The sequence below is a fragment of the Streptomyces sp. CB02923 genome (assembly GCF_001905005.1).
Lineage (GTDB): Bacteria > Actinomycetota > Actinomycetes > Streptomycetales > Streptomycetaceae > Streptomyces.
The window spans coordinates 526,656-552,486 of record NZ_LWKZ01000001.1; the positions used below are offsets into that span (position 1 = coordinate 526,656).

A 25,831-nucleotide genomic window follows, 5' to 3' on the forward strand; every position below is an offset into this window, starting at 1 on the left:
TCAGAGCCTGCGAAGTCCACCCAACACCCTCTCCAGCAGCGCGCGGTCGGGCCGGCCGGTGCCGTGCCCGGTGCCGTAGACGCGGATCTTTCCTTGGTCGGCGAGGTCGCTGAGCAGGACGCGGACCACGCCCAGCGGCATCTTGAGCAGCGCGGAGATCTCCGCCACCGAACGCATCCGGCGGCACAGCTCCACGATCGCCCGCATCTCCGGCATCACCCGGTCGCCCCAGCCCCCGGAGGTCAGCTCCCGCCGCTCCTCGGGGGCGTCCAGCGCGGCCACGAACGTCTCCACGAGCAGCACATGGCCGAAGCGGGTGCGCCCGCCGGTGAGCGAGTAGGGGCGCACGCGCGAAGGTTTCTTGTCCCCGCCGCGCACGGGGAGCTCGGGTGCGGTGCTCACTGGGCGTTCTCCATCGACTTGCGCAGCTCGCTGCGGAGTTCGGGCGTCAGGACATGGCCGGCCCGGCCGACGAACAGCGCCATGTGGTAGGCGATCACGTTCATGTCGCAGTCCGGGGCGGCGTGCACCCCGAGCAGCGAGCCGTCACTGACCGCCATGACGAAGAGGCTGCCCTCGTCCATCGCGACCATCGTCTGCTTGACCGCCCCGCCGTCCATCAGCTTGGCGGCCCCCGTGGTGAGACTGCCCAGCCCGGAGACGATGGTCGCGAGGTCCGCGCTGGACCCGCGGGGTCCCGCCGGCGCACCGGGCCGCTGCCCGGCCGGCGAGGCCGCGGCGGCGGCCTCCGGGTCGGAGGAGAGCAGCAGCAGTCCGTCGGAGGAGACCACGGCCACCGAGCGGATGCCCGGTACCTCATCGACCAGATCGGTCAGCAACCAGTGCAGATTCCGTGCCTCACTGCTCAGTCCGTAAGCAGTGGGCGCTTGCGCCTTCAATCGCGTGCCTCCTCGACAACGTGGCTCTGTCCCGGGGCCCCCGCTCCGTCGGTGTCCGTCTGTGGGATGGTCTGCTCCGCTGTACGTTCCGCGATCTCGGCCTCGACGTCGCGGCGGCCGTCCCGCGCCCCCTGCTGGAAGCCGCCGAGCCGGGCCCGCAGGGTCTCGGCGGTGGCCGCCGCACTGCCCGTACGGGGTGTGGCGGGCGGCTTCTGCGCCACGATCCGGGGCGTGCGCTTGGGCAGGCCCTGGTCGGTCAGCCGGGGCCGCTCGTGCTCACCGGTCCCGGCGGCGTACGGGCCTGCCGCGTCGCCGGTCCCGCTGGTCGTGTCCGCGTCCGGGGCACCGGGGGACGCCGGGCGCGCGGGTTCCTGGGCGGCCCTGGCGTGCTCGTCGGCGTCGGCGCCGTCGCCGTCTCTGGTGTCCTCGGTGTCCGTGCCGGTGTCCGTCGTGGCCTTGGCTTCGGCGGCCTTGGCTTCCGCGGCCTTGGTTTCCGTCGCCTTGGCGTACGGGCCGGGCGACGCGGGTCCGTACGGGCTCGCGTCGGCCGCCTCGTCCGTACCGGTGGGAGCCTGCGCCTCCGGGGCCGCGTCGGGCACCGCGGCGTCCGGCTCCGTACGATCGGCCGTCCCGCTCTGCTCCAGGCGCGGCAGCCGCGTCTGGAGCGTGTTGGAGTTGGCCTCGGCGACCGAGCCGGGCAGGTTCTGTACGACGCCCTCGCCGGGCAGCGGCGGCGCGACGGAGCCCGGCGCCGGACGGGTGGGCAGGATGGCGGCGGGCAGCACGACGACGGCCGTGATCCCGCCCTGCTTCTGGTCCCGCAGCTGTACGCGCACACCGTGCCGCGCGGCGAGCCGTACGACGACGTACAGACCGAGCCCGAAGGTCTCGTCCGCCGTGTCCAGGCTGTCGTCGTTCCCGGACGCGTCCGCCAGCCGGCCGTTGAGCTCCGCCAGCCGGTCCGCGGTCATCCCTATGCCCTCGTCCTGCACCGAGAGCATCACCTCGCCGCTCTCCAGCAGCCAGCCCGACAGCTCGACATGGGCGTCCGGCGGCGAGAACGCGGTGGCGTTCTCCAGGAGTTCCGCGACGAGGTGGCTGACGTCGTCGGCGGCGAACCCGGCGACCTGGGAGTGCGGCGGCAGCGACTGGACGCGGACCCGCTCGTACCGCTCGATCTCGCTGATCGAGGCGCGCAGCACGTCCAGCAGCGGCACCGGCCCGGGGTGCCCGGTGCCGTGCTCGTTCCCGGCCAGCACGAGCAGGTTCTCGCTGTTGCGCCGCATCCGGGCGGCGAAGTGGTCCAGCTTGAAGAGGGTCTCCAGCCGGTCCGGGTCCTGTTCCTTCTGCTCCAGCGACTCGATGACGGTCAGTTGGCGCTCCACCAGGTTCAGGGTGCGCAGCGCCAGGTTGACGTACCGGCCGTGCACGCCGGTACGCAGCTCCGCCATCCGTGCGGTGAGGTCCGCGACCTCCTGGCGCAGCGACTCCCGCTCCTCCTGGAGCACCTCGCGTTCGGCGGCCAGCCGTCGGCGCCCGCCGGCCAGCCGGGTGCGCTCGCCCTCCAGTTCGGCGACCCGGTGCGCGGCCTCGCCCACCTGGGTGTGCAGGGCGTTGACGGACCGGACGGCGTCGGCGAACTCGTCGTTGCGGCCCTTGAACGCGACCGGCGGTTCGCCCGCCGGGTCGGCCGCCACCCGCTTGGCGCCCAGCCGCAGCGCCGCGAGCGGCCGGGTCACCGAACGCCACGCGGAGACGCTGGCGCCGACCGCCAGCAGCAGGCAGACGCCGACCAGGGCGATACGGATCTCCATCGCCGTCACGTCGTCGTCGCGCAGCGCGCCCAGCCGGTCGATGTCGGCGGTGGCCATCGACGCCTCGACGCCGCGCATCAGACCGATCCGCGCGGTGAGCGCGGTCTTCACACGCGCGCTGCTCAGCTTCTGGTCGTCGGAGTCCAGACGCGGCTGGTCGGTGAGCTTGGCGAGGTAGCCCTCGGCGGTGTTCACGTCACCGCCGTTGACGGTGCGGTCGTAGGAGTCCCGGGCCTGGGGGCTCGCGGACTGCTTGAAGGCGGCCAGCGCGGCCTGTTCGCGTACGGAGGCCTGCTGCGCGGCGGCGGTCAGCCGGGCCTGCGGGCCCCCGGCGGCGAGCGCCGGGACGAGCAGGGCGCGCGCCGCGGCCGCCTGGTCGGTGGCGCGGCCGAGCTGCGGCAGGGCCCGTACGTCCGGGGCGACGCCGCTCGCGCGCGCGGGCAGGTCGCGGGCGATGGCGTCGGAAAGCGCGCCGAGCGCCTGCACGGCGGCGGTGTAGGCGTCGAAGGTCTCGGTGACCTGGCCCGGACCGGACAGCGCCGTCTGGCGGATCTGCGGCAGCGCGCCGAGGAACTTTTCGGCCGCCCGGTACGCCTCGGTGGCACCGGCGGCGCCGTGCGACTCGGCGCGCAGTTCCCGGATCTGCCGGTCCACCAGGGCCCGCTGGGACTCCGAGACCCCGGCGCCGCCGGACTTGGCGGAGCGCCCGCCCGCGACGTGCTCGGTCATCGCGTCGCGCTCGTCGGCGAGGGAGTGCGCGAGGGTGACCGCGTGCGCGTTCAGTCCGGCCAGGTCGACCAGCCGCTGGGAGTCGTGGGCGTCGTCCACGGCCGAGACGACGGCGGGCGCGCCGGCCCCGAGCACGGCGAGCGCGGCGACGGCCACGGCACCGACCAGCCGGTTCCGCACCCGCGCGGGGCGGCCCGCGCCCGGAGCCGTACCCGAAAACGAACCGGCCGGTGATCCCGGCCCGACCGCACCGTCCCGAAGCCGCTTCTTGCGCACCGCTGCTCGCATTCCTGTCTCGCCTGCCCACACCGTGTGGTCCCGCGGACCCGGTTCGCTCTCGCTCGCGGCGCGTACCTGCGCGGAGACCGCAGCAATTCACACGTCCGCGAGGGAAGCAGCCCGGCTCTGCGCGTCGCGACGAGCGTTCTGGCGCCTCCCAAGATCCGGGCCACGACCATTCCACCGGCATCGCGCAGCGGCCCGGCAACGTACACCCGGCCACTCGAATGAGTGAACATCAATCGGAAGTTGACCATCAACTTGCGATCAAGAGCGTTCCGGGATGCAACCTCGCGCAACCCCCGAGCGGGTTTGGAGAACCGTGCGGCTCCTGGAAAGATGCCCGCCCGCATCCCGGGCGACCGCGGTTTCCGGCCCCGCATCACGCCCCTGACCTGCTGATACGTCCCGGAGCCCGGCGAAGTCCGCACACCGCGGGAAACCGGGCGGGCTGCGGCAGACTTGTTCCCATGCGCATCGAACTGGCCACCGGTCCGGGAGCTCCCCAACACCCGAACGAGGACTACGCGTCCGTCGCCCTGCCCGCCTCCGGCCAGGGCGGAGTCCTGGTCCTGCTGGACGGCGTGACCCCGCCGCCGGACGACGTCGGCTGCACACACGGCGTGCCGTGGTACACCGCGCGCCTCGGGGGCGCGATGCTCGAACTGTCCGGTTCGTTCCGGGATATGACGCTCACTGAGACACTTTCGGCCGCCATCTCCCGGACGGCCGAAGTTCACCGCTCCACCTGTGACCTTTCTCACCCCCGCACGCCACAGGCAACCGCGGTGGCCGTCCGGTGGTCGCCGGACACCGTCGAGTATCTGGTCCTGTCCGATTCCGTACTGCTCGTCGGCCACCCGGACGGCACGGTACGCCCCATTCTGGACACCCGCCTGGACGAACTTCCGCCCCCCGTGCAGGGCCTGCGCGACGCGGTACGGGCCCTGCCGCGCGGCTCCGCCGAACGCGCCGCCGCCGGCCGCGAGTACGGAGCGGCGGTCGAGGCACTGCGCAACGCCGAGGGCGGCTTCTTCACCGCCGCGGCCGACCCGTCGGTGGCCGCACGCGCGGTCACCGGGTCCCTCCCGCGCTCCGAAGTGCGGTCGCTCACCGCCCTCAGTGACGGCGCGTCACGGTGGGTCGAGGTCTTTCGCGAGGGCTCGTGGGCGGACTGCCTCGCGGTGGTGCGCAAGGAGGGGCCGCAGGCCCTGCTCGACCGGGTGCGGGACCTGGAGGCCGCCGACCCGGAGGGGGCGCGGTTCCCGCGCGGCAAGTCCCGGGACGACGCGACGGTGGTGCTGGTCGAGCCGTAACTCCAGCTGACGGAGCGGTGGTTGGCTGCTGGGAGGGGTGACGGTTGGTTGCCGGGCGGGGCGGCGGTCGACTGCCGGGCGGGGCTGCGGTCGGCTGCCGCTGAACCGGCCGTACGGCTGGAAACAGCCTTACCCGTCGGGCACCGCCCCGCCTAGCTTTGACCACGTGACCAGATTCGATATCTGGTCACGCAGTCAGGAGGGGTCGTGGAAGCCGACGAGCGTACGGAGCGGGGCGAACGCATCCTGGACGCCGCGTGCGAGCTGCTGCTCGCCTGGGGCTACCGCCGCGTGACCGCGGACGAGATCGCCCGCCGGGCGGACGTCGGCAAGGGCACGGTCTACCTGCACTGGAAGAACAAGGACGCGCTGCTGCTCGCCGTGGTGCTGCGCGCCAAGGCAGCCGACCACCGCAGACAGGTGGAACGGATGCGGGCCGACAGCCGGAACATCCTGCCCAGCCGGGGCCTGCGCGCCTCGCTCCTGGACTTCATGGACGACCCGGTGCTGCGCGCCCTCTACCTCGACGACTCCGACATCCTCGGACGCCTGAACGACGTCGCCAAGAAGGAGATGGCGGAGCTGGTGGCGATGAGCACCGAGACGCTTCGCTCGCAGCTCGTCGACCTGCGCGCCCACGGCCTGGTGCGCGAGGACCTGAGCGTCGACCAGCAGATGTACGTCTGCATGGCGACGGCCACCGGCTACTTCCAGGCCGAGGTGCTGTTCCCCGAACGCGCACCGGCCCCGCCGGAGGAGCGGGCCGACCTGTTCTGCCACTCGATCCGCACGGCGCTGGAGTTCCACGGCGAGCCCGACCCACGGGCCACCGCCGCGGCGGCGCCCGGCATCATCACGCGCTACGCGCGTCTTGAGGAGCTGAGCCGGCAGGAAGTGCGGCGCCGGCTCCGCGAGTGACTTCCGGTCACACCCCTGATCAGGAGGAGTACGCACGATGACCACATCGCCCACCGAGTCCACGGCGGTCACCCCGCCCGACTCCACCGCCTCCCCCTCGACCACTACCGGGTCCACCCCCGCGCCCGGCTCACTGCCCGACTACGTCGGCCTGCACCCGGGCGAGCCGAACGTGATGGAACCGGAGCTGCTCGACAACCCGTACACCGGCTACGGCAAGCTGCGCGAGCAGGCCCCGCTCGTCCGCGCCCGCTTCCTCGACGACTCGCCGGTCTGGCTGGTCACCCGCTTCGACGTGGTACGCGAGGTGATGCGCGACCCGCGGTTCGTCAACAACCCGAGCCTGGTGTCCGGCGGCGGCGACCAGGACCCGCGGGCCCGGCTGATAGAGCTGTTCGGCATCCCCGAGCACCTGGTGCCCTACCTCACGGACACCATCCTCACCTGCGACCCGCCCGACCACACCCGGCTGCGCCGCCTGGTCTCCCGCGCCTTCACCGCCCGCCGCATCCAGGACCTGCGGCCGCGCGTCGAGCGGATCACCGACGAACTGCTGGACCGGCTGCCCGGCCACGCCGAGGACGGCGTCGTCGACCTCATCGAGCACTACGCGTACCCGCTGCCCATCACGGTCATATGCGAGCTGGTCGGCATCGACGAGGACGACCGGGCCCTGTGGCGGCGGTTCGGTGCCGACCTCGCCTCCCTGAACCCCAAGCGCATCGGCGCCACCATGCCCGCCATGATCGAGCACATCCACGCAGTGATCGGCGAGCGGCGCGAAGCCCTGCGGGACGATCTGCTCAGCGGCCTCATCCGGGCCCAGGACGACGACGGCAGCCGGCTCAGCGACACCGAGATGGTCACCATGGTCCTGACGCTGGTGCTGGCCGGCCACGAGACCACCGCCCACCTCATCAGCAACGGCACGCTCGCCCTGCTCACCCACCCCGACCAGCGGCGCCTGCTCGACGAGGACCCGGACCTGCTGCCGCGCGCGGTCCATGAGCTGATGCGCTGGTGCGGGCCGATCCAGGCCACCCAGCTGCGGTACGCGTCCGAGGACACCGAGGTGGCCGGTGTCCAGGTCCGTCGGGGCGACGCCCTGATGTTCAGCCTCGTCGCGGCCAACCACGACCCGCGGCACTACACCGAGCCGGAGCGGCTCGACCTGACGCGGCAGCCGGCCGGCCGCGCGGAGGACCACGTCGGCTTCGGTCACGGCATGCACTACTGCCTGGGGGCGACACTCGCCCGGCAGGAGGCCGAGGTCGCCTACGGCAAGCTGCTCGCGCGCTACCCGGACCTGGCGCTCGCCCTCCCGCCGGAACAACTGGAGGAGCAGGAACGCATGCGGCAGCCGGGCGCCTGGCGGCTGCGCCGCCTCCCACTGAGGCTGCAACCGGAGGCGTAGACCGCACCGGGGGCCGGGTCCGTGTCCGGGGCCCGTGTCCGAGCGTGTCCGGGGCCCGGTGGTGTGGCCCGTGCCGGGGCCTGCGTCCGGGGTCTGCGTCCGGGGCCCGGTGGCGTGATCCGTACCGGAGAGGGGCCGGCCGTCCGCGGAGGAGGCGGCCGTCTCCCACCGGGGACCGGCGGGCCGCCCACACCCCCGCCCGGACCCGCACCCGCACCTCCACCCGCACCCGGCCCCTCGGTCAGGCCTTCTCGCAGCCCTTCCCGCAGCCCTCTTCCGCGTCCTGCTCGGCATTCAACCGGTGGAGCAGCCGGGCCAGTTCCGCGACCTCGCGGCGGTCCCAGGAGGCGAGCCGGCGCGCGTACTGGGCGCGCCGGCTGTTGCGTACGCGGCCGAACCGGGCGCGCCCCTCGTCGGTGAGGCGGACCAGCACGGCCCGCCCGTCGGCCGGGTCCGGCTCGCGGGCGATCAGGCCGAGCTCCTCCAGGGCGCGCAGCTGCCGGCTCATCGTCGCCTTGCCCACGCCGAAGTAGCCGGCGAGTTCGGTGGCCCGCTGCTGTCCCGCGTCGGCGAGGCCGACGAGCAGGCCGTACGCGGCCGCCTCCAGCTCCGGGTGGACCTCCCGTGCCAGCTCGCCGGACGTGGCACGGGCGCGGCGCAGAAAGACCGCCAACTCCCGCTCCAGGGCGAGGAACACCTGGTCCACACCACTGGGTTCGTCCGTCCCGGCCATCCCGTCGGCTCCGGTGTTGTGCACGTCAGCGCCCTCTCCGCTTTCCGGACCGTGAAAGTTTCTTCCAGCGTCGGCCGAAGCCGCAGCTTGACCAGTATTTCGCAGGATTAGACCAACGGAAGCCCGGCTCCCCTCTTTGCCGCATGCATCTACGCGCGTACCGTCGTTGACGCGCTTCTGGCATGACCACGCCACGCCGCTCGACAGCTCGGCCACACGACCGCTCGGCACGACCCACTCCACGCCCTCCGGCGTGGCCACCTGTCCCGCTCCGCTCCGCGCCCTCCGCAGTATCCCGCGGTGCGCCGCGGCCTGCCCCGCCGGTCCCCCTCAGGTCAGTCACCGAGATCCCCGGAGGCACGAATGCCCGTGCACAGATCCGGTCCCGCCACCCGCCGCCCGCGCTCCTCCGCGGCCCTGGCCGGGACGTTCCTCGCCGCCGCGGCCCTCCTCGCCGGGCTGCCGGGCACCGCCGACGCCGCCCCGTACGGCCCGGCCCCCGAACCCACCCACCCCGGCCAGGACTGGACCGGCTCCCAGATCGCCCGGCACGAGGGCGACGCGCCGGGCGAGGCGCCGCCGCCCACCCGGGCTTCCGTCGAAGGCGTCGACGTCAGCAGCCACAACGGCAACGTCGCGTGGCAGACCCTGTGGAACAGCGGAGTCCGCTTCGCCTACGTCAAAGCCACCGAGTCCACCAGCTACACCAACCCGTACTTCGCGCAGCAGTACGACGGCTCCTACGACGTCGGCATGATCCGCGGCGCCTACCACTTCGCCACGCCGGACACCTCCAGCGGCGCGGCCCAGGCCAACTACTTCGTGGACCACGGCGGCGGCTGGTCCAAGGACGGCCGGACCCTGCCCGGCGCCCTCGACATGGAGTACAACCCGTACGGCTCGACCTGCTACGGCAAGAGCCCGTCCGGCCTGGTCAGCTGGATGAAGGACTTCTTCGCCACCTACAAGGCGCGCACCGGCAGGGACGCCCCCGTCTACACCTCCACCAACTGGTGGAAGCAGTGCACCGGCAACTACACCGGCTTCGGCTCCGTCAACCCCCTGTGGATCCCCCGCTACGGCACCTCGGCCGGCGAACTCCCGGCGGGCTGGGACTTCCACACCATCTGGCAGTACACGTCGTCGGGCACCACGGTCGGCGACCGGAACCGGTTCAACGGGGCGTATGAGCGGTTGAAGGCATTCGCCAACGGGTGAGCCACGCGACGGGCCCCGGCGCGGGGCGCGCCGGGGCCCGGGTCGGCGTACGCCGTCACCCGCGGTCGAACTCCGCCGTGTCCAGAGTCAGGCCGACGACCGTTTCGGTCAGATCGACCGGCTCACCGAAGTCGAGGGTCAGGTAGTGGTGGTACTTCCCGTCCTTGGGCAGCGTGTAACGACGCCACGTGCCCGAATAGGGGTCGACGATGAGGTAGACCGGGACTTCGGCCACCGCGTAGGCCTTCAGCTTGAGGCCGTAGTCGTTGCGCGAGGTACCCCTGGAGATGACTTCGGCAACGAATTCGATGTCCTGGTACTGCCAGAGCCCCTTCTCCTTCTCCGCGCCCTCCCGTAGCGCGACCACGTCGCAAGCGAAACCGTTGAGGCGGCCGGGGAAGTCGATGCGGACATCGGACTTGACCCGCTTCCTCGGATAGCGGGTCCGCAACTGATCGTAGATCGCGGCGATGATGTCCCAGTGGTTGTCCCGCTGCGGCGACATGACGACGGCCCCCTCGACGATCTCTGCTTTAAAGCCCTCGGGGACGGGCATCCGCTCCAGCCAGTCGAACATCGCGTCCAGGCTGAACTCGTCGCTCTCGGCCATCTCGATCTCGATCCCGTTGTCGGTCAGCTCGATGGTCACCGTGCGCTCCTCCCCACCGCCGCGAAGTGCGGGCAGTCGCGCAGTACAACGATACGCACGGTGACCGGGACACGCGCGGCCCGGAGCCCCCGTGTCAGGGAACCCCGGGCCACCGTGGCCGGCCGCGTCCGTCACGCCGCGACCGGGACCTCCGGGGCGGCCGGGGCCGAGGCCGGGGTCAGGGCCAGGTCGAGGACCTGGCGGACGTCGGAGACCGGGTGGACGTCCAGCCTCTCCAGGATCTCGGCGGGGACGTCGTCCAGGTCCGGCTCGTTGCGCTTGGGTATGACCACGGTCGTGATGCCCGCCCGGTGCGCCGCGAGCAGCTTCTGCTTGACGCCGCCGATCGGCAGCACCCGGCCGGTCAGCGAGACCTCGCCGGTCATCGCCACGTCCGGGCGCACCTGCCGCCCGGAGAGCAGCGAGGCCAGCGCCGTCGTCATCGTCACGCCCGCGCTCGGCCCGTCCTTCGGGACCGCGCCCGCCGGTACGTGCAGGTGGACGCCGCGCTCCTTCAAGTCACCGACCGGCAGCTCCAGTTCCGCGCCGTGCGAGCGCAGGAAGGACAGCGCGATGTGCGCGGACTCCTTCATCACGTCGCCCAGCTGGCCGGTGAGCTGGAGACCGGACGCGCCGGTCTCCGGGTCGGCGAGCGAGGCCTCCACGTACAGCACGTCGCCGCCCGCGCCGGTGACCGCGAGGCCGGTGACCACGCCCGGTACGGACGTCCGCCGCTCGGCCGGGTCCTGTGCCGACTCCGGGGTGTGGTGCGGCCGCCCGATCAGCGGGCGCAGTTCGTCCACGCCGACCGTGAAGGGCAGGTCGCGCTCGCCCAGTTCGCTCTGGGCCGCGGCCTTGCGCAGCAGCCGCCCGACGGCCCGCTCCAGATTCCGTACGCCCGCCTCGCGGGTGTACTCACCGGCCAGCTTGTGCAGCGCGTCGTCCGTGAGCGTGACCTCGCCGGACTCCAGGCCGGCCCGCTCCAGCTGGCGCGGCAGCAGGTGGTCCCGGGCGATGACCACCTTCTCGTCCTGGGTGTAGCCGTCCAGCCGGACCAGCTCCATGCGGTCGAGCAGCGGCTCCGGTATGGCCTCCAGGACGTTGGCGGTGGCCAGGAAGACCACGTCGCTCAGGTCCAGCTCGACCTCCAGGTAGTGGTCCCTGAAGGTGTGGTTCTGCGCCGGGTCGAGGACTTCGAGGAGGGCGGCGGCGGGGTCGCCCCGGAAGTCCGAGCCGACCTTGTCGATCTCGTCGAGGAGGACGACCGGGTTCATCGACCCCGCCTCCTTGATGGCGCGCACGATGCGGCCGGGCAGCGCGCCGACGTACGTACGCCGGTGGCCGCGGATCTCCGCCTCGTCCCGTACGCCGCCGAGCGCGACCCGTACGAACTTGCGGCCCATGGAGCGGGCCACGGACTCCCCCAGCGAGGTCTTGCCGACGCCGGGCGGGCCGACCAGGGCCAGCACGGCGCCGCCGCGGCGCCCGCCGACCAGACCGAGGCCGCGGTCCGCGCGCCGCTTGCGCACGGCCAGGTACTCGGTGATGCGCTCCTTGACGTCCTCCAGGCCGGCGTGGTCGGCGTCCAGGATCTCCTTGGCGCCGGGGATGTCGTACGCGTCCTCCGTGCGCTCGTTCCACGGCAGCTCCAGCACCGTGTCCAGCCAGGTCCTGATCCAGCTGCCCTCGGGGCTCTGGTCGCTGGACCGCTCCAGCTTGTCGACCTCCTTGAGGGCCGCCTTGCGGACGTCGTCGGGCAGCTGGGCGGCCTCGACGCGGGCGCGGTAGTCCTCGCCCTCGTCCTCCGGGTCGCCGTTCAGCTCGGCCAGCTCCTTGCGGACGGCCTCCATCTGGCGGCGCAGCAGGAACTCGCGCTGCTGCTTGTCGACGCCCTCCTGGACGTCCTTGGCGATGGACTCCGCCACGTCCTGCTCGGCGAGGTGCTCGCGCAGCGCTTCGGTGGCCTGCTTCAGCCGCGCCACCGGGTCGGTGGTCTCCAGCAGCCGCACCTTCTGCTCGGTGCTCAGGAACGGCGAGTAGCCGGAGTTGTCCGCGAGCTGCGAGACGTCCTCGATCTGCTGGACGCGGTCCACGACCTGCCAGGCGCCGCGCTTCTTGAGCCAGTCGGTGGCGAGCGCCTTGTACTCCTTGACCAGCTCGGTGACGGCACCGGGCAGGGGTTCGGGCACCGTCTCCTCGACGGTGGCGCCCTCCACCCACAGTGCGGCGCCGGGGCCGGTGGTGCCCGCGCCGATCTGCACGCGGCCGAGACCGCGGATCAGCGCGCCGGGGTCGCCGTCGGAGAGGCGGCCGACCTGCTCGACGCGGCCGAGCACGCCGATGGCCGCGTATGCGCCGTCGACGCGGGGCACAAGCAGCACTCGCGGTTTGTTGCCCGGTGAGGCGGCGGACTGCGCGGCCTCCACCGCGGCTCGTACGTCCGCTTCGGAAAGGTCCAGGGGCACCACCATGCCGGGCAGCACGACCTCGTCGTCCAGGGGCAGCACGGGCAGGGTGAGCGGGGTGGGCGTCGAAGCCATGATCTTCCCTCCGGCAGGCAAGTTGAGCAGTACTCACTCAATGCTTGTGAGTCGTGGGATGTTCCCCTGGGAGTGTTCGCTGTGAGCGATCATTCGCGGGCTGGGTTGGGCGGGGCTCGCCCGACGCCTACGGCCCGGCGGGGGTGGGCGTTGTTGCGCGCGGGGTCCGGTGGTGGGGGCTCGGGCCCACGCAGGGGTCACTCTCCCCCAGCCTTCGGCCGGGGGACTCCCCACGACACCGTGTACGGCAACGGGGAATGTAGGTGTGAACCCAGATACCCGGCTGCTCTGCGGGGAGGCCCCTGCGTGGACCCAAGCCCGGCCGGATTGCGGCTACCCCGCCGCTATGGCTGGGCGCTTCACAGACTTCAGGCGCCGGCCCGGCCGGTATTCAGCTGTGTCAGCCCTGCGCCATGTGCATCAGTTCCCACACGTGGCCGTCGGGGTCCTGGAAGCTGACGCCGTACATGGGGCCTGCTTCCATGGCGGGCTTCCAGGGGGTGGCGCCGGCGGCCAGGGCCTTGGACAGGAGGGTGTCGGCTTCCTCGCGGCTGTCGCAGGACAGGCAGGTGAGGACTTCCTTGGTCTTGGCGGCGTCGCTGATGTCACCGTTGATGAACTCCTGGAAGCGGGCTTCCTGGAGGAGCATCACGCAGATGTTGTCCTCGACGACCACGCACAGCGTCTGCTCGTCGGAGAACTGCGGGTTGAACTCGAAGCCGAGGCGGGTGAAGAAGTCGCGGGACACGGCGACATCCTTGACCGGCAGGTTGACGAAGATCATTCGCATGGTGTGCCTCTTCCTGACGGAGCGGGGCCCCGGCCTTCGCGGCCGGGTGCGACCCTCGCTCCACCTCCCCGTCGTGCGGTGGAGAAGCGTGTTCAGGAAGCTAGCAACGGGCACTGACAATCGGCTTCGGGCGCGGGGCGCGGGGGCGTCGCAGGAGGGGCCAGGCGAGCGTTCCGAGGATGAGGGCGAGGAAGTGGCCGGAGTCGCTGACGGGGTCGCCGGACACCAGCAGGTTGCTGACGGCGAACCAGGTCACGCCCGCCAGGAGCGGCCACCGGGCCCAGGCGGGCAGCAGGCCCGCCAGTGCGCCCGTACAGGTCATCACGCCGAAGCTGATGCCGTAGTCGAGGCGTCGCAGGGAGTCGGCGGGGAGGTGGCCCAGGGCGACCGCGGCGCCGACCGGGAGTTCGGTGGCGAGCGTCGCGACGGCGTGGCCGCCGAAGAAGACCGCGGCCGTCCGCAGGGCACCGGCCCGGCGTTCCAGGGCCGTCAGAACAAGCAGGAAGGCGATGGCGTACGCGGAGGTCATGCCGCCGGCGATCCACAGGGCGCTGGCGACGAGTACCGCCAGGGGCGCCTGCGCCAGGTGCTCGACGTCCGTGCTGGAGCTCTGGAGCAGGGCGTGGACCAGTTCGGGGTCGGCGTGCTCGGCGAAGAGTGAGGTCGCGACGAGGAGGAGGGTGTAGACGAAGGTGAAGGGGGTGCTGCGGGGGCCGGGGAGCAGGCGCCAGGGGCGGATCCGTGCGGGCTGGAAGAGCCGTATGGCGGCGGAGGCCGGGGCCGGGGCGGCCGCGGAGGCCGGGGCGGCGGCCGGAGTGGCCGCGGCCGCCGGTGGCTCTGCGCGCTGTCTGGGTACTCCGTCGAGAGGTGCCGCCTCTCTCGTCGCCGTTCCCGCGAAAGAGGCTGTTTGCCCGGTGGGGGCTCCCCCGAAGGGTGTCGTCTCCTCGGAGGCGTCTGCCGTGTCTGCCCGGCTCACTGGTGCCCGGCCCCTTCCGTTCCTGGCGCTGACGCTTCCCGCGGGCGTGCGTCCTTGTGTGGGCCCCCGTCCACTGAAGATCTACGTGAGGGACAGCCTGCACGCTCAATCCATGAGCGAGCTGTGTCCGTGATGTGTGTCACGCGTGAAGGGTGCGCGGCGCGCGGCTGTTAACCCGTTGGACCCGTGCCGCTTCGGTTGGCCAGGATGGCCGCCATGTCTCACCCCGCGCACGCCCTGCACGTACCCGGTCCGCCCTCGCCCGGCAGCGGGCCGCGGGTCCTCGACCGGCGGGAGGGCCCGTACGGCGAGGTCGTCCTGCGGCAGCGGGGCGAGCACTTCGAGATCATCGCCAACGGGTGCTTTCTGATGGACACCTCGGACGGGCGGTCGGAGCGGCTTCTGGTGGATGCGGCGCTTGCGGAACTGGCGGGTCGGGCGGATGACGCGCGGCCGTTGCCCCATGTGCTGATCGGTGGGCTGGGGGTCGGGTTTTCGCTGGTCAGGGCGGTGGAGGGGGCTCGGTGGGGGCGGATCACGGTGGTGGAGAGGGAGCCGGCGGTCATCGACTGGCACCGTGACGGGCCGCTGTCCGCCCTGTCCGGGGCGGCGCTGGCCGATGTCCGTACCGAGATCGTCGCCGCCGATCTGGTCGGGTACGTGCGGGCGGGCGCCGGGCCGCGCACGTTCGACGCGCTGTGCCTGGACATCGACAACGGGCCGGAGTGGACCGTCACGGAGGACAACGGCGGCCTCTACTCCCCCGCCGGTCTCGCGGCCTGCCGGGAGCGGCTGACGCCCGGCGGTGTGCTCGCCGTGTGGTCGGCGCAGCCGTCGTCCGCGTTCGAGGACGCGCTGCGTTATGCCGGGTTCACCGGTGTACGTACCGAAGAGATCCCCGTTGTCCGAGGCGTCCCGGACGTGGTGCACCTCGCGCGCAAGGGCGCGTAGCCGACGGTCACACCCTGCCCTTACGCTGCTGCCCAGCAGTACGCGACCATGCAGCACGGGGACACGCAGGGGCGGGCGATGGATCAGACGCAGACCACCCAGGGCGGCACCGCCGCGGCCATGCCCGGCGCCCAGCGCCGGATCCTCGTCGTGGAGGACGACCCGACCATCGTGGACGCCATCGCGGCCCGGCTGCGCGCCGAGGGTTTCCAGGTGCAGACCGCCACCGACGGTCCGTCCGCGGTGGACACCGCCGAGGCGTGGCAGCCGGACCTGCTGGTCCTGGACGTGATGCTGCCGGGCTTCGACGGGCTGGAGGTGTGCCGCCGGGTGCAGGCGCGGCGGCCGGTGCCCGTCATGATGCTCACCGCGCGTGACGACGAGACGGACATGCTGGTCGGCCTGGGCGTCGGCGCGGACGACTACATGACCAAACCGTTCTCCATGCGGGAGCTGGCGGCCCGGGTGCATGTGCTGCTGCGGCGCGTGGAGCGCGCGGCGCTGGCCGCGCACACGCCGCGCAGCGGCATCCTGCGCCTGGGTGAGCTGGAGATCGACCACGCGCAGCGCCGGGTGCGGGTGCGCGGCACCGACGTACACCTGACGCCGACGGAGTTCGACCTGCTGGTGTGCCTGGCCAACACGCCGCGCGCGGTGCTCTCCCGCGAGCAGCTGCTGGCCGAGGTCTGGGACTGGGCGGACGCCTCCGGCACCCGTACGGTCGACAGCCACATCAAGGCGCTGCGCCGCAAGATCGGCGCGGAGCGCATCCGTACGGTCCACGGCGTCGGGTACGCGCTGGAGACCCCGCCGGTATGACGGCACCCACCCGCCGCCGGCCGGCCGCCGAGAAGGAGCGGGCCGGACACCGGGCCCGCAAGCGCGCCCGGGAGCGTCCCTGGGACGGGCTGGACAGCCTGCGGGACCGGGTCTGGATCCCGCTGTGGCGGCGCATCTGGGAGGGTCTGCGTCCGCTGGACCCGTACCGCTCGGTCAAGGCGGCGCTCGGCGCGCTGGTCATCGTCTCGGTGATCCTCACGACGCTGCTGGTGTTCGTCGCCGTCCACTCCGAGACCGAGCTGCGGGTCATCACGGTCTTCTCGATCATCGCCTCGCTGCTGGTCACCCAGTTCGTCGCGCAGGGCCTGACCGCGCCGCTGGACGACATGACGGACGTGACGCGGGCGATGGCGGACGGCGACTACACCCGCCGGGTGCGCGGCGGGCGGCGCGACGAGTTCGGTGACCTGGCCGACGCCTTCAACCGGATGGCCGCCGACCTGGAGGCGGTGGACACCCACCGCAAGGAGCTGGTCGCCAACGTCTCGCACGAGCTGCGTACCCCGATAGCGGCCCTGCGCGCCGTCCTGGAGAACGTGGTGGACGGTGTCTGCGAGCCCGATCCGGAGACGATGCGCACGGCCCTGAAGCAGACGGAGCGGCTGGGGCGGCTGGTCGAGCACCTCCTCGACCTGTCCCGGCTGGACAACGGCGTGGTGCCGCTGCACTCCCGCCGCTTCGAGGTGTGGCCGTACCTCTCCGGGGTGCTCAAGGAGGCCAACATGAGCCGCGGCGCCTCCACGCTCTCGGGGCTCGCCGGTTCCGGCACGCACACCCGTACGGACGTGCATCTGCATCTGGACGTCTCGCCGCCGGAGCTGACCGCGTACGCGGACGCCGAGCGGCTCCACCAGGTCGTCGCGAACCTGATCGACAACGCCATCAAGCACAGCCCGCGGCACGGCCGGGTCACGGTGCTGGCGCGGCACGGCGAAACGCCCGGGGGCCTGGAGCTGGAGGTGCAGGACGAGGGGCCGGGCATCCCGGAGGCCGAGCGGCACCACGTCTTCGAGCGCTTCAATCGGGGCGACCCGGCGGCGCCGGGGCCGGGCAGCGACGGCGGTACGGGGCTGGGTCTGGCCATCGCGCGCTGGGCGGTGGATCTGCACGGCGGGCGGATCCGGGTGGCGGAATCGCCTCGCGGCTGCCGCATCCGCGTCACTCTTCCGGGAAGCGACGCCATCCGAGGTTGACGTCGGGTGACGTAGGGTCGGTGGCGGAAACACACCGTGCCGGGCGCGGCGGCGATGCCGCCTACCCGCACGCAGGTGAACCTGGTGTGTTTCCCATCCCGTCATGCCCCGAAACCCGCTGCCGAATGTGACGTGCACGACGACTGACGGCCCCGGACTGCACCAAAGGTCCGGAGAGGCGTAGCCTTTATTCCCGCTGTCCACCACCTTAGGAAGCGGAAGAGGGCGGTTGCCGCCGTGTCGCCACAGTCCCCCAACAGCTCGAGCACTTCGACTGACCAAGAGGGGCAGGGTAAGAACCCTGCTGCCGCGTTCGGTCCGAATGAGTGGCTCGTCGATGAGATCTACCAGCAGTACCTCCAGGACCCGAACTCGGTAGACCGAGCCTGGTGGGACTTCTTCGCCGACTACAAGCCGGGAGCGGGCGCCACGACGCCGGCCCCGGCGAGTGAAGGCAGCCCCGCCACTCCGGCCTCCGGAACGACCCAGGCCGCCGCTCCGGCGGCGCCGAGCGCGCCCGCGGCACCCGCCGCACCACAGCCCGCGCCGCAGGCAGCCGCGCCCGCCGCGGCGCAGCCCGCCGCTCCGGCCAAGCCGGCCGCGAGCGCCCCGGCTCCCGCCAAGGCCGCTCCGGCGAAGACCGCACCCGCCAAGCCCGCTGCCAAGAAGGACGACGTGAAGGCCGACGAGGCGCCCGCGGGCCCGGAACTGGTCACCCTGCGTGGCCCCTCCGCGGCCGTCGCGAAGAACATGAACGCCTCTCTGGAGCTGCCCACGGCCACGTCCGTGCGCGCCGTCCCGGTGAAGCTGCTGTTCGACAACCGCATCGTCATCAACAACCACCTCAAGCGCGCCCGCGGTGGGAAGGTCTCCTTCACCCACCTGATCGGGTACGCGATGGTGCAGGCCCTCAAGGCCATGCCGTCGATGAACCACTCCTTCCAGGAGAAGGACGGCAAGCCGACGCTGGTCAAGCCCGAGCACATCAACCTCGGCCTGGCCATCGACCTGGTGAAGCCCAACGGTGACCGCCAGCTCGTCGTCGCGGCGATCAAGAAGGCGGAGACGCTCAGCTTCTTCGAGTTCTGGCAGGCGTACGAGGACATCGTCCGCCGCGCCCGCAACAACAAGCTGACGATGGACGACTTCACCGGGGTCACCGCGTCGCTGACGAACCCGGGCGGCATCGGCACCGTCCACTCCGTGCCCCGTCTGATGCCCGGCCAGGGCCTCATCGTCGGTGTGGGCGCGATGGACTACCCGGCGGAGTTCCAGGGCACCTCGCAGGACACCCTGAACAAGCTGGGCATCGCCAAGGTCATGACGCTGACCAGCACGTACGACCACCGCGTGATCCAGGGCGCCGCCTCCGGCGAGTTCCTGCGCGTGATGAACCAGCTGCTGCTCGGCGAGAACGGCTTCTTCGACGACATCTTCAAGTCGCTGCGCATCCCCTACGAGCCGGTGCGCTGGCTGCGCGACATCGACGTCAGCCACGACGACGACGTCACCAAGGCGGCCCGGGTCTTCGACCTGATCCACGCCTACCGGGTGCGCGGCCACGTCATGGCCGACACCGACCCGCTGGAGTACGAGCAGCGCAAGCACCCCGACCTCGACATCATCGAGCACGGGCTGACGCTGTGGGACCTGGAGCGCGAGTTCGCCGTCGGCGGCTTCGCCGGCAAGACCATGATGAAGCTGCGCGACATCCTGGGCGTGCTGCGCGACTCGTACTGCCGCACCACCGGCATCGAGTTCATGCACATCCAGGACCCGAAGCAGCGCAAGTGGATCCAGGACCGGGTCGAGCGCGGGCACTCCAAGCCGGAGCGCGAGGAGCAGCTGCGCATCCTGCGCCGGCTGAACTCCGCCGAGGCGTTCGAGACGTTCCTGCAGACGAAGTACGTCGGCCAGAAGCGGTTCTCCCTGGAGGGCGGCGAGTCCGTCATCCCGCTGCTGGACGCGGTCATCGACTCGGCCGCCGAGTCGCGCCTGGACGAGGTCGTCATCGGCATGGCCCACCGCGGCCGGCTGAACGTCCTCGCCAACATCGTCGGCAAGTCGTACGCGCAGATCTTCCGCGAGTTCGAGGGCAACCTCGACCCGAAGTCGATGCACGGCTCCGGCGACGTGAAGTACCACCTGGGCGCCGAGGGCACCTTCACCGGCCTGGACGGCGAGCAGATCACGGTCTCGCTGGCCGCCAACCCCTCGCACCTCGAAGCGGTCGACCCGATCGTCGAGGGCATCTCCCGCGCCAAGCAGGACATCATCGGCAAGGGCGGCACGGACTTCACCGTCCTGCCCGTCCAGCTGCACGGTGACGCGGCGTTCGCGGGCCAGGGCGTGGTCGCCGAGACGCTGAACATGTCGCAGCTGCGCGGCTACCGCACCGGCGGCACCGTGCACATCGTCATCAACAACCAGGTCGGCTTCACCGCCGCGCCGGAGTCGGCCCGCTCCTCCATGTACGCCACGGACGTGGCCCGCATGATCGAGGCGCCGATCTTCCACGTGAACGGTGACGACCCGGAGGCCGTGGTGCGGGTCGCGCGCCTCGCCTTCGAGTTCCGCCAGGCGTTCAACAAGGACGTCGTCATCGACCTGATCTGCTACCGGCGCCGCGGTCACAACGAGACCGACAACCCGGGCTTCACGCAGCCGCTGATGTACGACCTGATCGACAAGAAGCGCTCGGTGCGCAAGCTCTACACCGAGTCGCTGATCGGCCGTGGCGACATCACGCTGGAGGAGGCCGAGCAGGCCCTCCAGGACTTCCAGGGCCAGCTGGAGAAGGTCTTCACGGAGGTCCGCGAGGCCACCACCGCGCCGGCCGCCCCCGAGGTGCCGGAGCCGCAGGCCGAGTTCCCGGTCACGGTGGAGACCGCGATCTCCCAGGAGGTCGTCAAGCGGATCGCCGAGTCCCAGGTCAACATCCCCGAGCGGGTCACCGTCCACCCGCGCCTGCTGCCGCAGCTGCAGCGCCGCGCGGCCCAGGTGGAGGACGACACGATCGACTGGGGTACGGGCGAGACCCTCGCCTTCGGCTCCCTGCTGATGGAGGGCACCCCGGTCCGCCTGTCGGGCCAGGACTCCCGCCGCGGCACCTTCGGCCAGCGCCACGCGGTGCTGGTGGACCGGGAGACCGGCGAGGACTACACCCCGCTGCTCTACCTGTCCGAGGACCAGGCGCGCTTCAACGTCTACGACTCGCTGCTGAGCGAGTACGCGGCGATGGGCTTCGAGTACGGCTACTCGCTCGCCCGCCCCGAGGCGCTGGTCATGTGGGAGGCGCAGTTCGGTGACTTCGTCAACGGCGCGCAGACCGTCGTCGACGAGTTCATCTCCTCGGCCGAGCAGAAGTGGGGCCAGACCTCCGGCGTCACGCTGCTGCTGCCGCACGGCTACGAGGGCCAGGGCCCGGACCACTCCTCGGCCCGGATCGAGCGCTTCCTCCAGCTGTGCGCGCAGAACAACATGACCGTCGCCATGCCGACGCTCCCGTCGAACTACTTCCACCTGCTGCGCTGGCAGGTGCACAACCCGCACCACAAGCCGCTGGTCGTCTTCACCCCGAAGTCGATGCTGCGTCTGAAGGCCGCGGCGTCGAAGACGGCGGAGTTCACCACGGGCGGCTTCCGGCCGGTGATCTCGGACGACGCGGCGAAGGCCGAGGACGTCACGAAGGTCGTCTTCTGCTCCGGCAAGGTCTACTACGACCTGGAGGCGGAGCGGGTCAAGCGCGGTGCGTTCGACACGGCGCTGGTCCGTATCGAGCGGCTGTACCCGCTGCCCGGCAAGGAGCTCCAGGCGGAGATCGCCAAGTACCCGAACGCGGGCAAGTACCTGTGGATGCAGGAGGAGCCGGCGAACCAGGGTGCGTGGCCGTTCCTGGGTCTGAACCTGATCGACCACCTGGACCTGTCCGTCGGTGCCGATGTGCCGCACGGCGAGCGTCTGCGCCGCATCTCGCGGCCGCACTCCTCGTCGCCGGCCGTGGGCTCGGCCAAGCGCCACCAGGCCGAGCAGGCCGCGCTGATCGCCGAGACGTTCGACGCGTAAAGCCGGTACCACCGGTGTGAAAGCCCGGGGCCCCGCCGCGAACGACCGACGTTCGCTGCGGGGCCCCGGGCCGTTCTGTGCGCGGGGTCAGACCGGCTGGGGCTCGAAGTCCCAGTACGGGCGGCGCCGGCGGCGTGCGGAGAGGGTGTGCGGGTGTTCGGCGCCGAGGGTCTCGGTGAGCTGCTGTACGGCCTGCTGCTCCAGCTTGGACGCCTCCTGGCCGCGCCGCAGTGCCCGCAGGTCGTCGGCGAGTGCCGTCCGGACGGAGAGCGTCAGCGGGTGGGTGTCGCCGAGCACCCGCTTGGCGCGCTCCAGCGTGTCCCGGCTCAGCTGCGCGGCGCTCTCCTCGTCGTCGACGCGGTTGCGGGCGCCGGCGGCGTTCAGGGCGCAGCCCAGCGTCCAGGGGTGGTCGGGGCCCACCGCCCGGGTCATGCCGCGGAGGGCCTGTTCGGCGATGGCCAGCGCGTTGTCCCGCTCGCCGAACTCCCAGCACACCAGGCCGGTGTTGCCGAGCGCGCCGACCGTGAACGGGTGGGCCTCGCCGACCAGGGTGCGGTAGCGGGCGGCGGCCTCCTCGCCCAGTTCCCTGGCCTTGCCGAGGTCGCCGTGCTCCCGCAGGAACGTGGCGTAGTTGGTCTGCATCATGAGCGTCTCCGGGTGCCGGGGGCCGTGCACCCGGCGGGAGCGGTCCACGACGTCGCCCATCAGTCCGTCGGCCTGGGTCACGGCGCCGGAGCGGCGCAGGCACAGCGCGAGGTTGTGCTCGGCGCGCAGGGTGAGCGGCGTGTGCTTACCCATGACCTGGTGGTAGAGACGTACGTTCAGCTCCTGGCGGGACAGTGCGTCGGTGTAGCGGCCGAGCAGGCGCAGCATCCGGGCGTAGGAGTAGGCGGCGCCGAGGGTGAGGTGGTGCCGGGCGCGCAGTTCGCGCTCCCAGACGAGCAGCACCTCGCCGAAGAGTTCCAGGGCGTCCTGGTAGCGGCCCACGGCGCTGAGCGCCGAGGCGAGGTTGCTGCGTGAGGAGAGCGTGAGCGGGGCTTCGGCGCCGAGGAGTTCCGTACGGCCGCGGACGACCGAATCGAAGATCTCCAGCGCCTGTCCGTAGGAGCCGAGCGCCATCAGGGTGCCGGCGAGGCCGTCCTGTGCGCGCAGCAGCGCGCCGTCGCCCGGCTCCCGTTCGGCGGTCAGCTCTTCGACGATGGCGCTGCCGACGGCTTCGGCCTCCCGGTAGCGGCCCAGCCTGCGCAGCATGTTGGCGTGCTGGTGGGTGACCACGAGCATGGTGCGCTGGGTGGGGGCGATGCGGGTACGCCAGCGGGACAGGAACTGCTCGCACAGCCGCAGGCCGATGCGGTACTCGCCGCGGACCCGGAGGTACTCGACGCAGTTCAGCAGCAGTTCCTGGACGGAGGTCTCCGGGCTGTCCAGGACGCCGGCCGGCTCCAGGTGCGGGATGAGGGCGGCGTACTGCTCCCAGGTCCGGGTGTCGGACGGGCTCTGCGGGTCGGCGGTGGCCAGCACCCGGCAGGCCGTGGCGGACATGCCGTCCCGCTCGTCCTCGGCCATGTCGCTGCGCAGGAACCGGTGGTAGAGCCGGTGCATCTGCGCGGTCTCGACGGCGGGGTCCGAGGTGGTCTGGGCGACCTGGTAGTCCAGGCGTACGGCGGTGGACTCGGTCAGCCGGCGCAGGGCGGTGTTCCAGGCGATGGGCTCGGCCGCCAGGTCGGCGAGGTATTCGGGCAGGTCGCCGCGCCGGGCGCGGGCGAGCATGGGCACGGGGATCGCGTCGGGTGCGAAGAACGCGAACAGTTTGAGCAGTTCGACGGCGGCGGGGCTGCGCTCGCGCAGGGTGTTCAGCGTTATGGCCCAGCTGGTCTGGAAGGCCATCGGGTAGTCGGTGGAGATGCGGATGCCGACCAGGCTCGGTTCGCCGCGGCGGATCAGCTCGATGTACTCCTTGGGCGCCATCGGGTTGGCGTCCAGCCAGGCCGCGGTCTGGGCGAGCAGCAGCGGCAGGTCCTGCACGGCGTCGGCGAGCAGGTCGGCTTCCATGTTGGTCAGGCGCGGGGCGCGCCGCCGCGCGTAGGCGACGGACTCGATACGGGTGAAGGGCAGCACCTCGATCTCCTGGGCGCTGCCGGATCCGGACCAGTCGCGGGTGAGGGTGGTGATCAGGACGTGCCCGCGGCCGTCCGGTACCAGGTCCTCGATCTGCTCCATGTCGTCGGCGCTGTCGAAGATCAGCAGCCAGCGGCGGTACGGGCGGCCGACGCGCAGCGCCTCGTGGACGGCGCGGATCCGGTCGCCCAGCTCCTGGCCGACGGGCAGGCCGAGGCGGGTGGCCAGCTCGGCGAGCTGTTCGCGGGCCGCGCCCCGGTTGGTGGCGCTGATCCACCAGACGACGTCGTAGTCGTTGCCGAAGCGGTGGGCGTACTCGGCGGCGATCTGGCTCTTGCCGACGCCGGAGATGCCGTACAGGGCGATCCGGGTCTCCAGCGGCTGGCCGAGGCCGGGCACCGGGCCCGCCAGCTTGCCGTGCAGCTCCTCCAGCGCGGTGTCGCGGCCGGTGAAGCGGTTGTTGCGGCGGGGGATGTTCCAGATCTCGGGCGGGTCGTTGGGGAAGCGCGGCGCGTTGGCGGCGGGGTCGGCGGGGCGCCGGCCGGCGGTGGGGACGCCGAGGCGGTTCAGGACGCGGCGGTTGGCCTCGACGGCGTCCAGGTCGCGCAGGTCGGCGGGGCGCAGTACGGAGGCGGTGGCGGGCAGCCGCTGGGTGGCGACGCTGACGGCGGCGAACCGGTCGGCGTGGTCCGGTACGACCTCCTGGAGGGCGGTCGTCCACTCGTCGTGCGTCTTGGGGCCCAGCTTGAAGTACCAGTCGTCGAGCACCATCAGCAGGCGGCCCTCGGCCGCGAGCAGCCCGGCCAGTTCCTCGGTGAGGGGGCTGTCGGCCGGGGGGTCCCAGCGGAGCATGGTGGTGCCGTGCCCGAGCTGTTCCAGCTGGTGCGAAATCCATGCCGCCCACGGCCGGTTGAACCCCGCATAGCTGATGGTGATGTGTTCTGCGGAGCCGGTGGTACCGGACTGATCGGCCATGCGACCGTCTCCTCGGTATGCGGTGGTTCGCGCGTGCGCGAGCTGGCTGTTCGGCACGATAGCCCAAGTATCATCCCCCGCGGCGATGCCACGTCAGGTCGTGTTTGCGGTACGCCAGTTGACGTATGCACCGGCCGCGGCGGGGTGTGGCCGCGTGGTCAGTCCACGCGGACCTCGGCGTCGAGCCGGGCGGCGATGTGCCGGATCACCCGTTCCAGGTCGGCGCAGTACACGGACGGGTTACGGAAGCCGCTGCCGCCTGCCCGGTAGCGATGGGCGTAGTTGCCGCCGCCGCAGACCGTCATCAGCGCGCAGGCGCGGCACCGGTCGCACAGGCCGTCGGCGCCGAGCCGCCGGGCGGTCATTCCGGGGTGTCCGAGCGCCTCGTCGAAGCTGTTGCGGAAGACGTCCAGACCGGTGGCGGCGGCTCCCTCGTACGCCGATTTGAGGGAGTCGACCTGCTCGATCGCGCCGTCGGTGTCGACCACGACGGCCACGACGGGTGACAGGCCGACCGCTTCGCTGGTGCTGGGGCGGCCCAGCAGCAGGCCGATGATCTCGGTGAAGAGGCGGACCCGGGGTGCGGGGTCCCGCTCGGCCCACCACAGGTCGAAGACGGTGCACAGCCAGTCGCCGTACGGGGTGCGGCCCGCCGGGCCCGGCGGCAGCGGCGGGCGGATCGTCCAGTTGGCGTGCGGGAGGAGGAAGTCGAGCATCGGGGGGCCGAGTGCGCGCAGCGAGCGGTAGACCCGGGCGGGGTCGGAGGTGAGGTCGATGGTGCACAGGATGCCCGCGAAGACGCCGGGGCGGCCGGCCAGCAGCCGGGCGGCGCGGGACGCCGCGGGCCAGGAGGGGCGGCCCGCGTGGTCGATGCGGCGGCGGTTGAGGCCCGGGGTGCCGCCGTCCAGGCTGAGGCCGATGCGGAAGCCCGCGCCGGCCAGCGTGTCGAGCACCGGCGGGGTGAGCAGGGTGCCGTTGGTCTGTACGCCCAGGTGCGCGCGGCAGCCGGCGGGCAGGGCGGCGCGCAGGGCGGCCGCCTGGGCGAGGAGCGGTCCGGGGCCGGTGAGCAGGGGTTCGCCGCCGTGCAGGTCGATGCGTATCGCGTCGAGGCCGTGGGCGCGTACGTGCTCCGCGATGCGCCGCGCGGTCTGGCGTACGGTGCCGGGCGGGGCGTGCGTCGGGCGGTCGCGCCAGCTGCGGTCGGGGCCCGCGTAGATGTAGCAGTAGGTGCAGGCGAGGTTGCAGCGGCTGTGGGTCTTCAGGACGAACTGCCGGAAGGGCACCGCGGTCCGGTGCAGGCTCTGGCACACCACGACGCCGCCCCCCTTGCCCGCGTCCGACGTCCGGGCACCCCGGAGACGGCCCGCTGTCGCCATACATGGCTCGGCCGCCGGGAGACATGCACAGGGCATCG

Annotated in this window: 18 protein-coding genes; 8 read left to right on the plus strand and 10 right to left on the minus strand. The window is 72.0% G+C overall.

Annotated elements, in window-relative coordinates:
- Genes A6A06_RS02120 through A6A06_RS02130 form a run of 3 tightly spaced genes read right to left on the minus strand, consistent with a single transcriptional unit; the run spans window position 1 to window position 3,730 of the window.
- Window positions 1-402 carry a DUF742 domain-containing protein gene (locus A6A06_RS02120; protein WP_073758190.1) on the minus strand — a complete coding sequence of 134 codons (402 nt, stop codon included), beginning with the start codon at window positions 400-402 and terminating at the stop codon, window positions 1-3.
- Window positions 399-899 (minus strand): roadblock/LC7 domain-containing protein, encoded by a 501-nt coding sequence (locus A6A06_RS02125; protein ID WP_073758192.1) that lies wholly within the window; start codon window positions 897-899, stop codon window positions 399-401. The genes A6A06_RS02120 and A6A06_RS02125 overlap by 4 nt, the downstream gene beginning before the upstream one ends.
- Window positions 896-3,730, minus strand: a complete 2,835-nt coding sequence (locus tag A6A06_RS02130; protein ID WP_199930640.1) for a sensor histidine kinase — start codon at window positions 3,728-3,730, stop codon at window positions 896-898. Before A6A06_RS02130 ends, A6A06_RS02125 begins: the two co-directional genes overlap by 4 nt.
- Before the next feature lie 461 nt (window positions 3,731-4,191).
- Between A6A06_RS02130 and A6A06_RS02135 the strand changes: the two genes are divergently transcribed.
- The 3 genes from A6A06_RS02135 to A6A06_RS02145 all read left to right on the plus strand — a co-directional run bounded on the left by A6A06_RS02135 (window position 4,192) and on the right by A6A06_RS02145 (window position 7,369).
- Window positions 4,192-5,037 (plus strand): protein phosphatase 2C domain-containing protein, encoded by an 846-nt coding sequence (locus tag A6A06_RS02135; protein ID WP_073758196.1) that lies wholly within the window; start codon window positions 4,192-4,194, stop codon window positions 5,035-5,037.
- Window positions 5,038-5,244: 207 nt separating this feature from the next.
- Window positions 5,245-5,955 (plus strand): TetR/AcrR family transcriptional regulator, encoded by a 711-nt coding sequence (locus A6A06_RS02140; RefSeq protein WP_073758198.1) that lies wholly within the window; start codon window positions 5,245-5,247, stop codon window positions 5,953-5,955.
- A gap of 37 nt (window positions 5,956-5,992) precedes the next feature.
- On the plus strand, window positions 5,993-7,369 hold the full coding sequence (locus tag A6A06_RS02145; RefSeq protein ID WP_079193738.1) for a cytochrome P450 family protein: 1,377 nt from the start codon (window positions 5,993-5,995) through the stop codon (window positions 7,367-7,369).
- 241 nt (window positions 7,370-7,610) lie between these two features.
- Here A6A06_RS02145 and A6A06_RS02150 read toward each other — a convergent pair whose 3' ends face one another.
- Window positions 7,611-8,102 (minus strand): MarR family winged helix-turn-helix transcriptional regulator, encoded by a 492-nt coding sequence (locus A6A06_RS02150; protein ID WP_073759677.1) that lies wholly within the window; start codon window positions 8,100-8,102, stop codon window positions 7,611-7,613.
- A gap of 363 nt (window positions 8,103-8,465) precedes the next feature.
- On the opposite strand from A6A06_RS02150, the gene A6A06_RS02155 reads away from it, so the two are divergent.
- Entirely contained in the window at window positions 8,466-9,320 is an 855-nt protein-coding gene (locus tag A6A06_RS02155) for a lysozyme (protein WP_073758200.1), read from the plus strand.
- Window positions 9,321-9,375: 55 nt separating this feature from the next.
- On the opposite strand, the gene A6A06_RS02160 is transcribed toward A6A06_RS02155, so the two are convergent.
- The 4 genes from A6A06_RS02160 to A6A06_RS02175 form a co-directional block, all read right to left on the minus strand.
- Entirely contained in the window at window positions 9,376-9,930 is a 555-nt protein-coding gene (locus tag A6A06_RS02160; RefSeq protein WP_073759679.1) for a Uma2 family endonuclease, read from the minus strand.
- Between the two features lie 170 nt (window positions 9,931-10,100).
- Entirely contained in the window at window positions 10,101-12,509 is a 2,409-nt protein-coding gene (gene lon / locus A6A06_RS02165) for an endopeptidase La (protein ID WP_073758202.1), read from the minus strand.
- 400 nt (window positions 12,510-12,909) lie between these two features.
- A complete protein-coding gene (locus A6A06_RS02170) occupies window positions 12,910-13,299 on the minus strand; it encodes a VOC family protein (RefSeq protein WP_073758204.1) in 390 nt (129 codons plus the stop codon).
- A 100-nt stretch (window positions 13,300-13,399) separates the two neighbouring features.
- Complete coding sequence (locus A6A06_RS02175; RefSeq protein WP_242440528.1) at window positions 13,400-14,275, minus strand: rhomboid-like protein; 876 nt, start codon at window positions 14,273-14,275, stop codon at window positions 13,400-13,402.
- 216 nt (window positions 14,276-14,491) lie between these two features.
- On the opposite strand from A6A06_RS02175, the gene A6A06_RS02180 reads away from it, so the two are divergent.
- The 4 genes from A6A06_RS02180 (at window position 14,492) to A6A06_RS02195 (ending at window position 21,324) form a co-directional block, all read left to right on the plus strand.
- The gene (locus A6A06_RS02180) at window positions 14,492-15,226 is read left to right on the plus strand and encodes a spermidine synthase (RefSeq protein ID WP_073758206.1); all 735 of its coding nucleotides are present in this window, start codon (window positions 14,492-14,494) and stop codon (window positions 15,224-15,226) included.
- A 78-nt stretch (window positions 15,227-15,304) separates the two neighbouring features.
- The gene (locus A6A06_RS02185; protein WP_073758208.1) at window positions 15,305-16,045 is read left to right on the plus strand and encodes a response regulator transcription factor; all 741 of its coding nucleotides are present in this window, start codon (window positions 15,305-15,307) and stop codon (window positions 16,043-16,045) included.
- Window positions 16,042-17,259, plus strand: a complete 1,218-nt coding sequence (locus A6A06_RS02190) for a HAMP domain-containing sensor histidine kinase (protein WP_242440529.1) — start codon at window positions 16,042-16,044, stop codon at window positions 17,257-17,259. Before A6A06_RS02185 ends, A6A06_RS02190 begins: the two co-directional genes overlap by 4 nt.
- Before the next feature lie 237 nt (window positions 17,260-17,496).
- Window positions 17,497-21,324: a multifunctional oxoglutarate decarboxylase/oxoglutarate dehydrogenase thiamine pyrophosphate-binding subunit/dihydrolipoyllysine-residue succinyltransferase subunit gene (locus A6A06_RS02195; protein WP_073758210.1), complete on the plus strand. Its 3,828-nt coding sequence runs from the start codon at window positions 17,497-17,499 to the stop codon at window positions 21,322-21,324.
- An 87-nt stretch (window positions 21,325-21,411) separates the two neighbouring features.
- Here the strand turns inward: A6A06_RS02195 and fxsT are convergent, their stop codons facing one another.
- Both fxsT and A6A06_RS02205 read right to left on the minus strand, forming a co-directional pair.
- On the minus strand, window positions 21,412-24,417 hold the full coding sequence (gene fxsT / locus A6A06_RS02200) for an FxSxx-COOH system tetratricopeptide repeat protein (RefSeq protein ID WP_073758212.1): 3,006 nt from the start codon (window positions 24,415-24,417) through the stop codon (window positions 21,412-21,414).
- A 158-nt stretch (window positions 24,418-24,575) separates the two neighbouring features.
- On the minus strand, window positions 24,576-25,730 hold the full coding sequence (locus tag A6A06_RS02205) for an FxsB family cyclophane-forming radical SAM/SPASM peptide maturase (RefSeq protein WP_242440530.1): 1,155 nt from the start codon (window positions 25,728-25,730) through the stop codon (window positions 24,576-24,578).
- Between the last annotated feature and the right edge of the window lie 101 nt (window positions 25,731-25,831).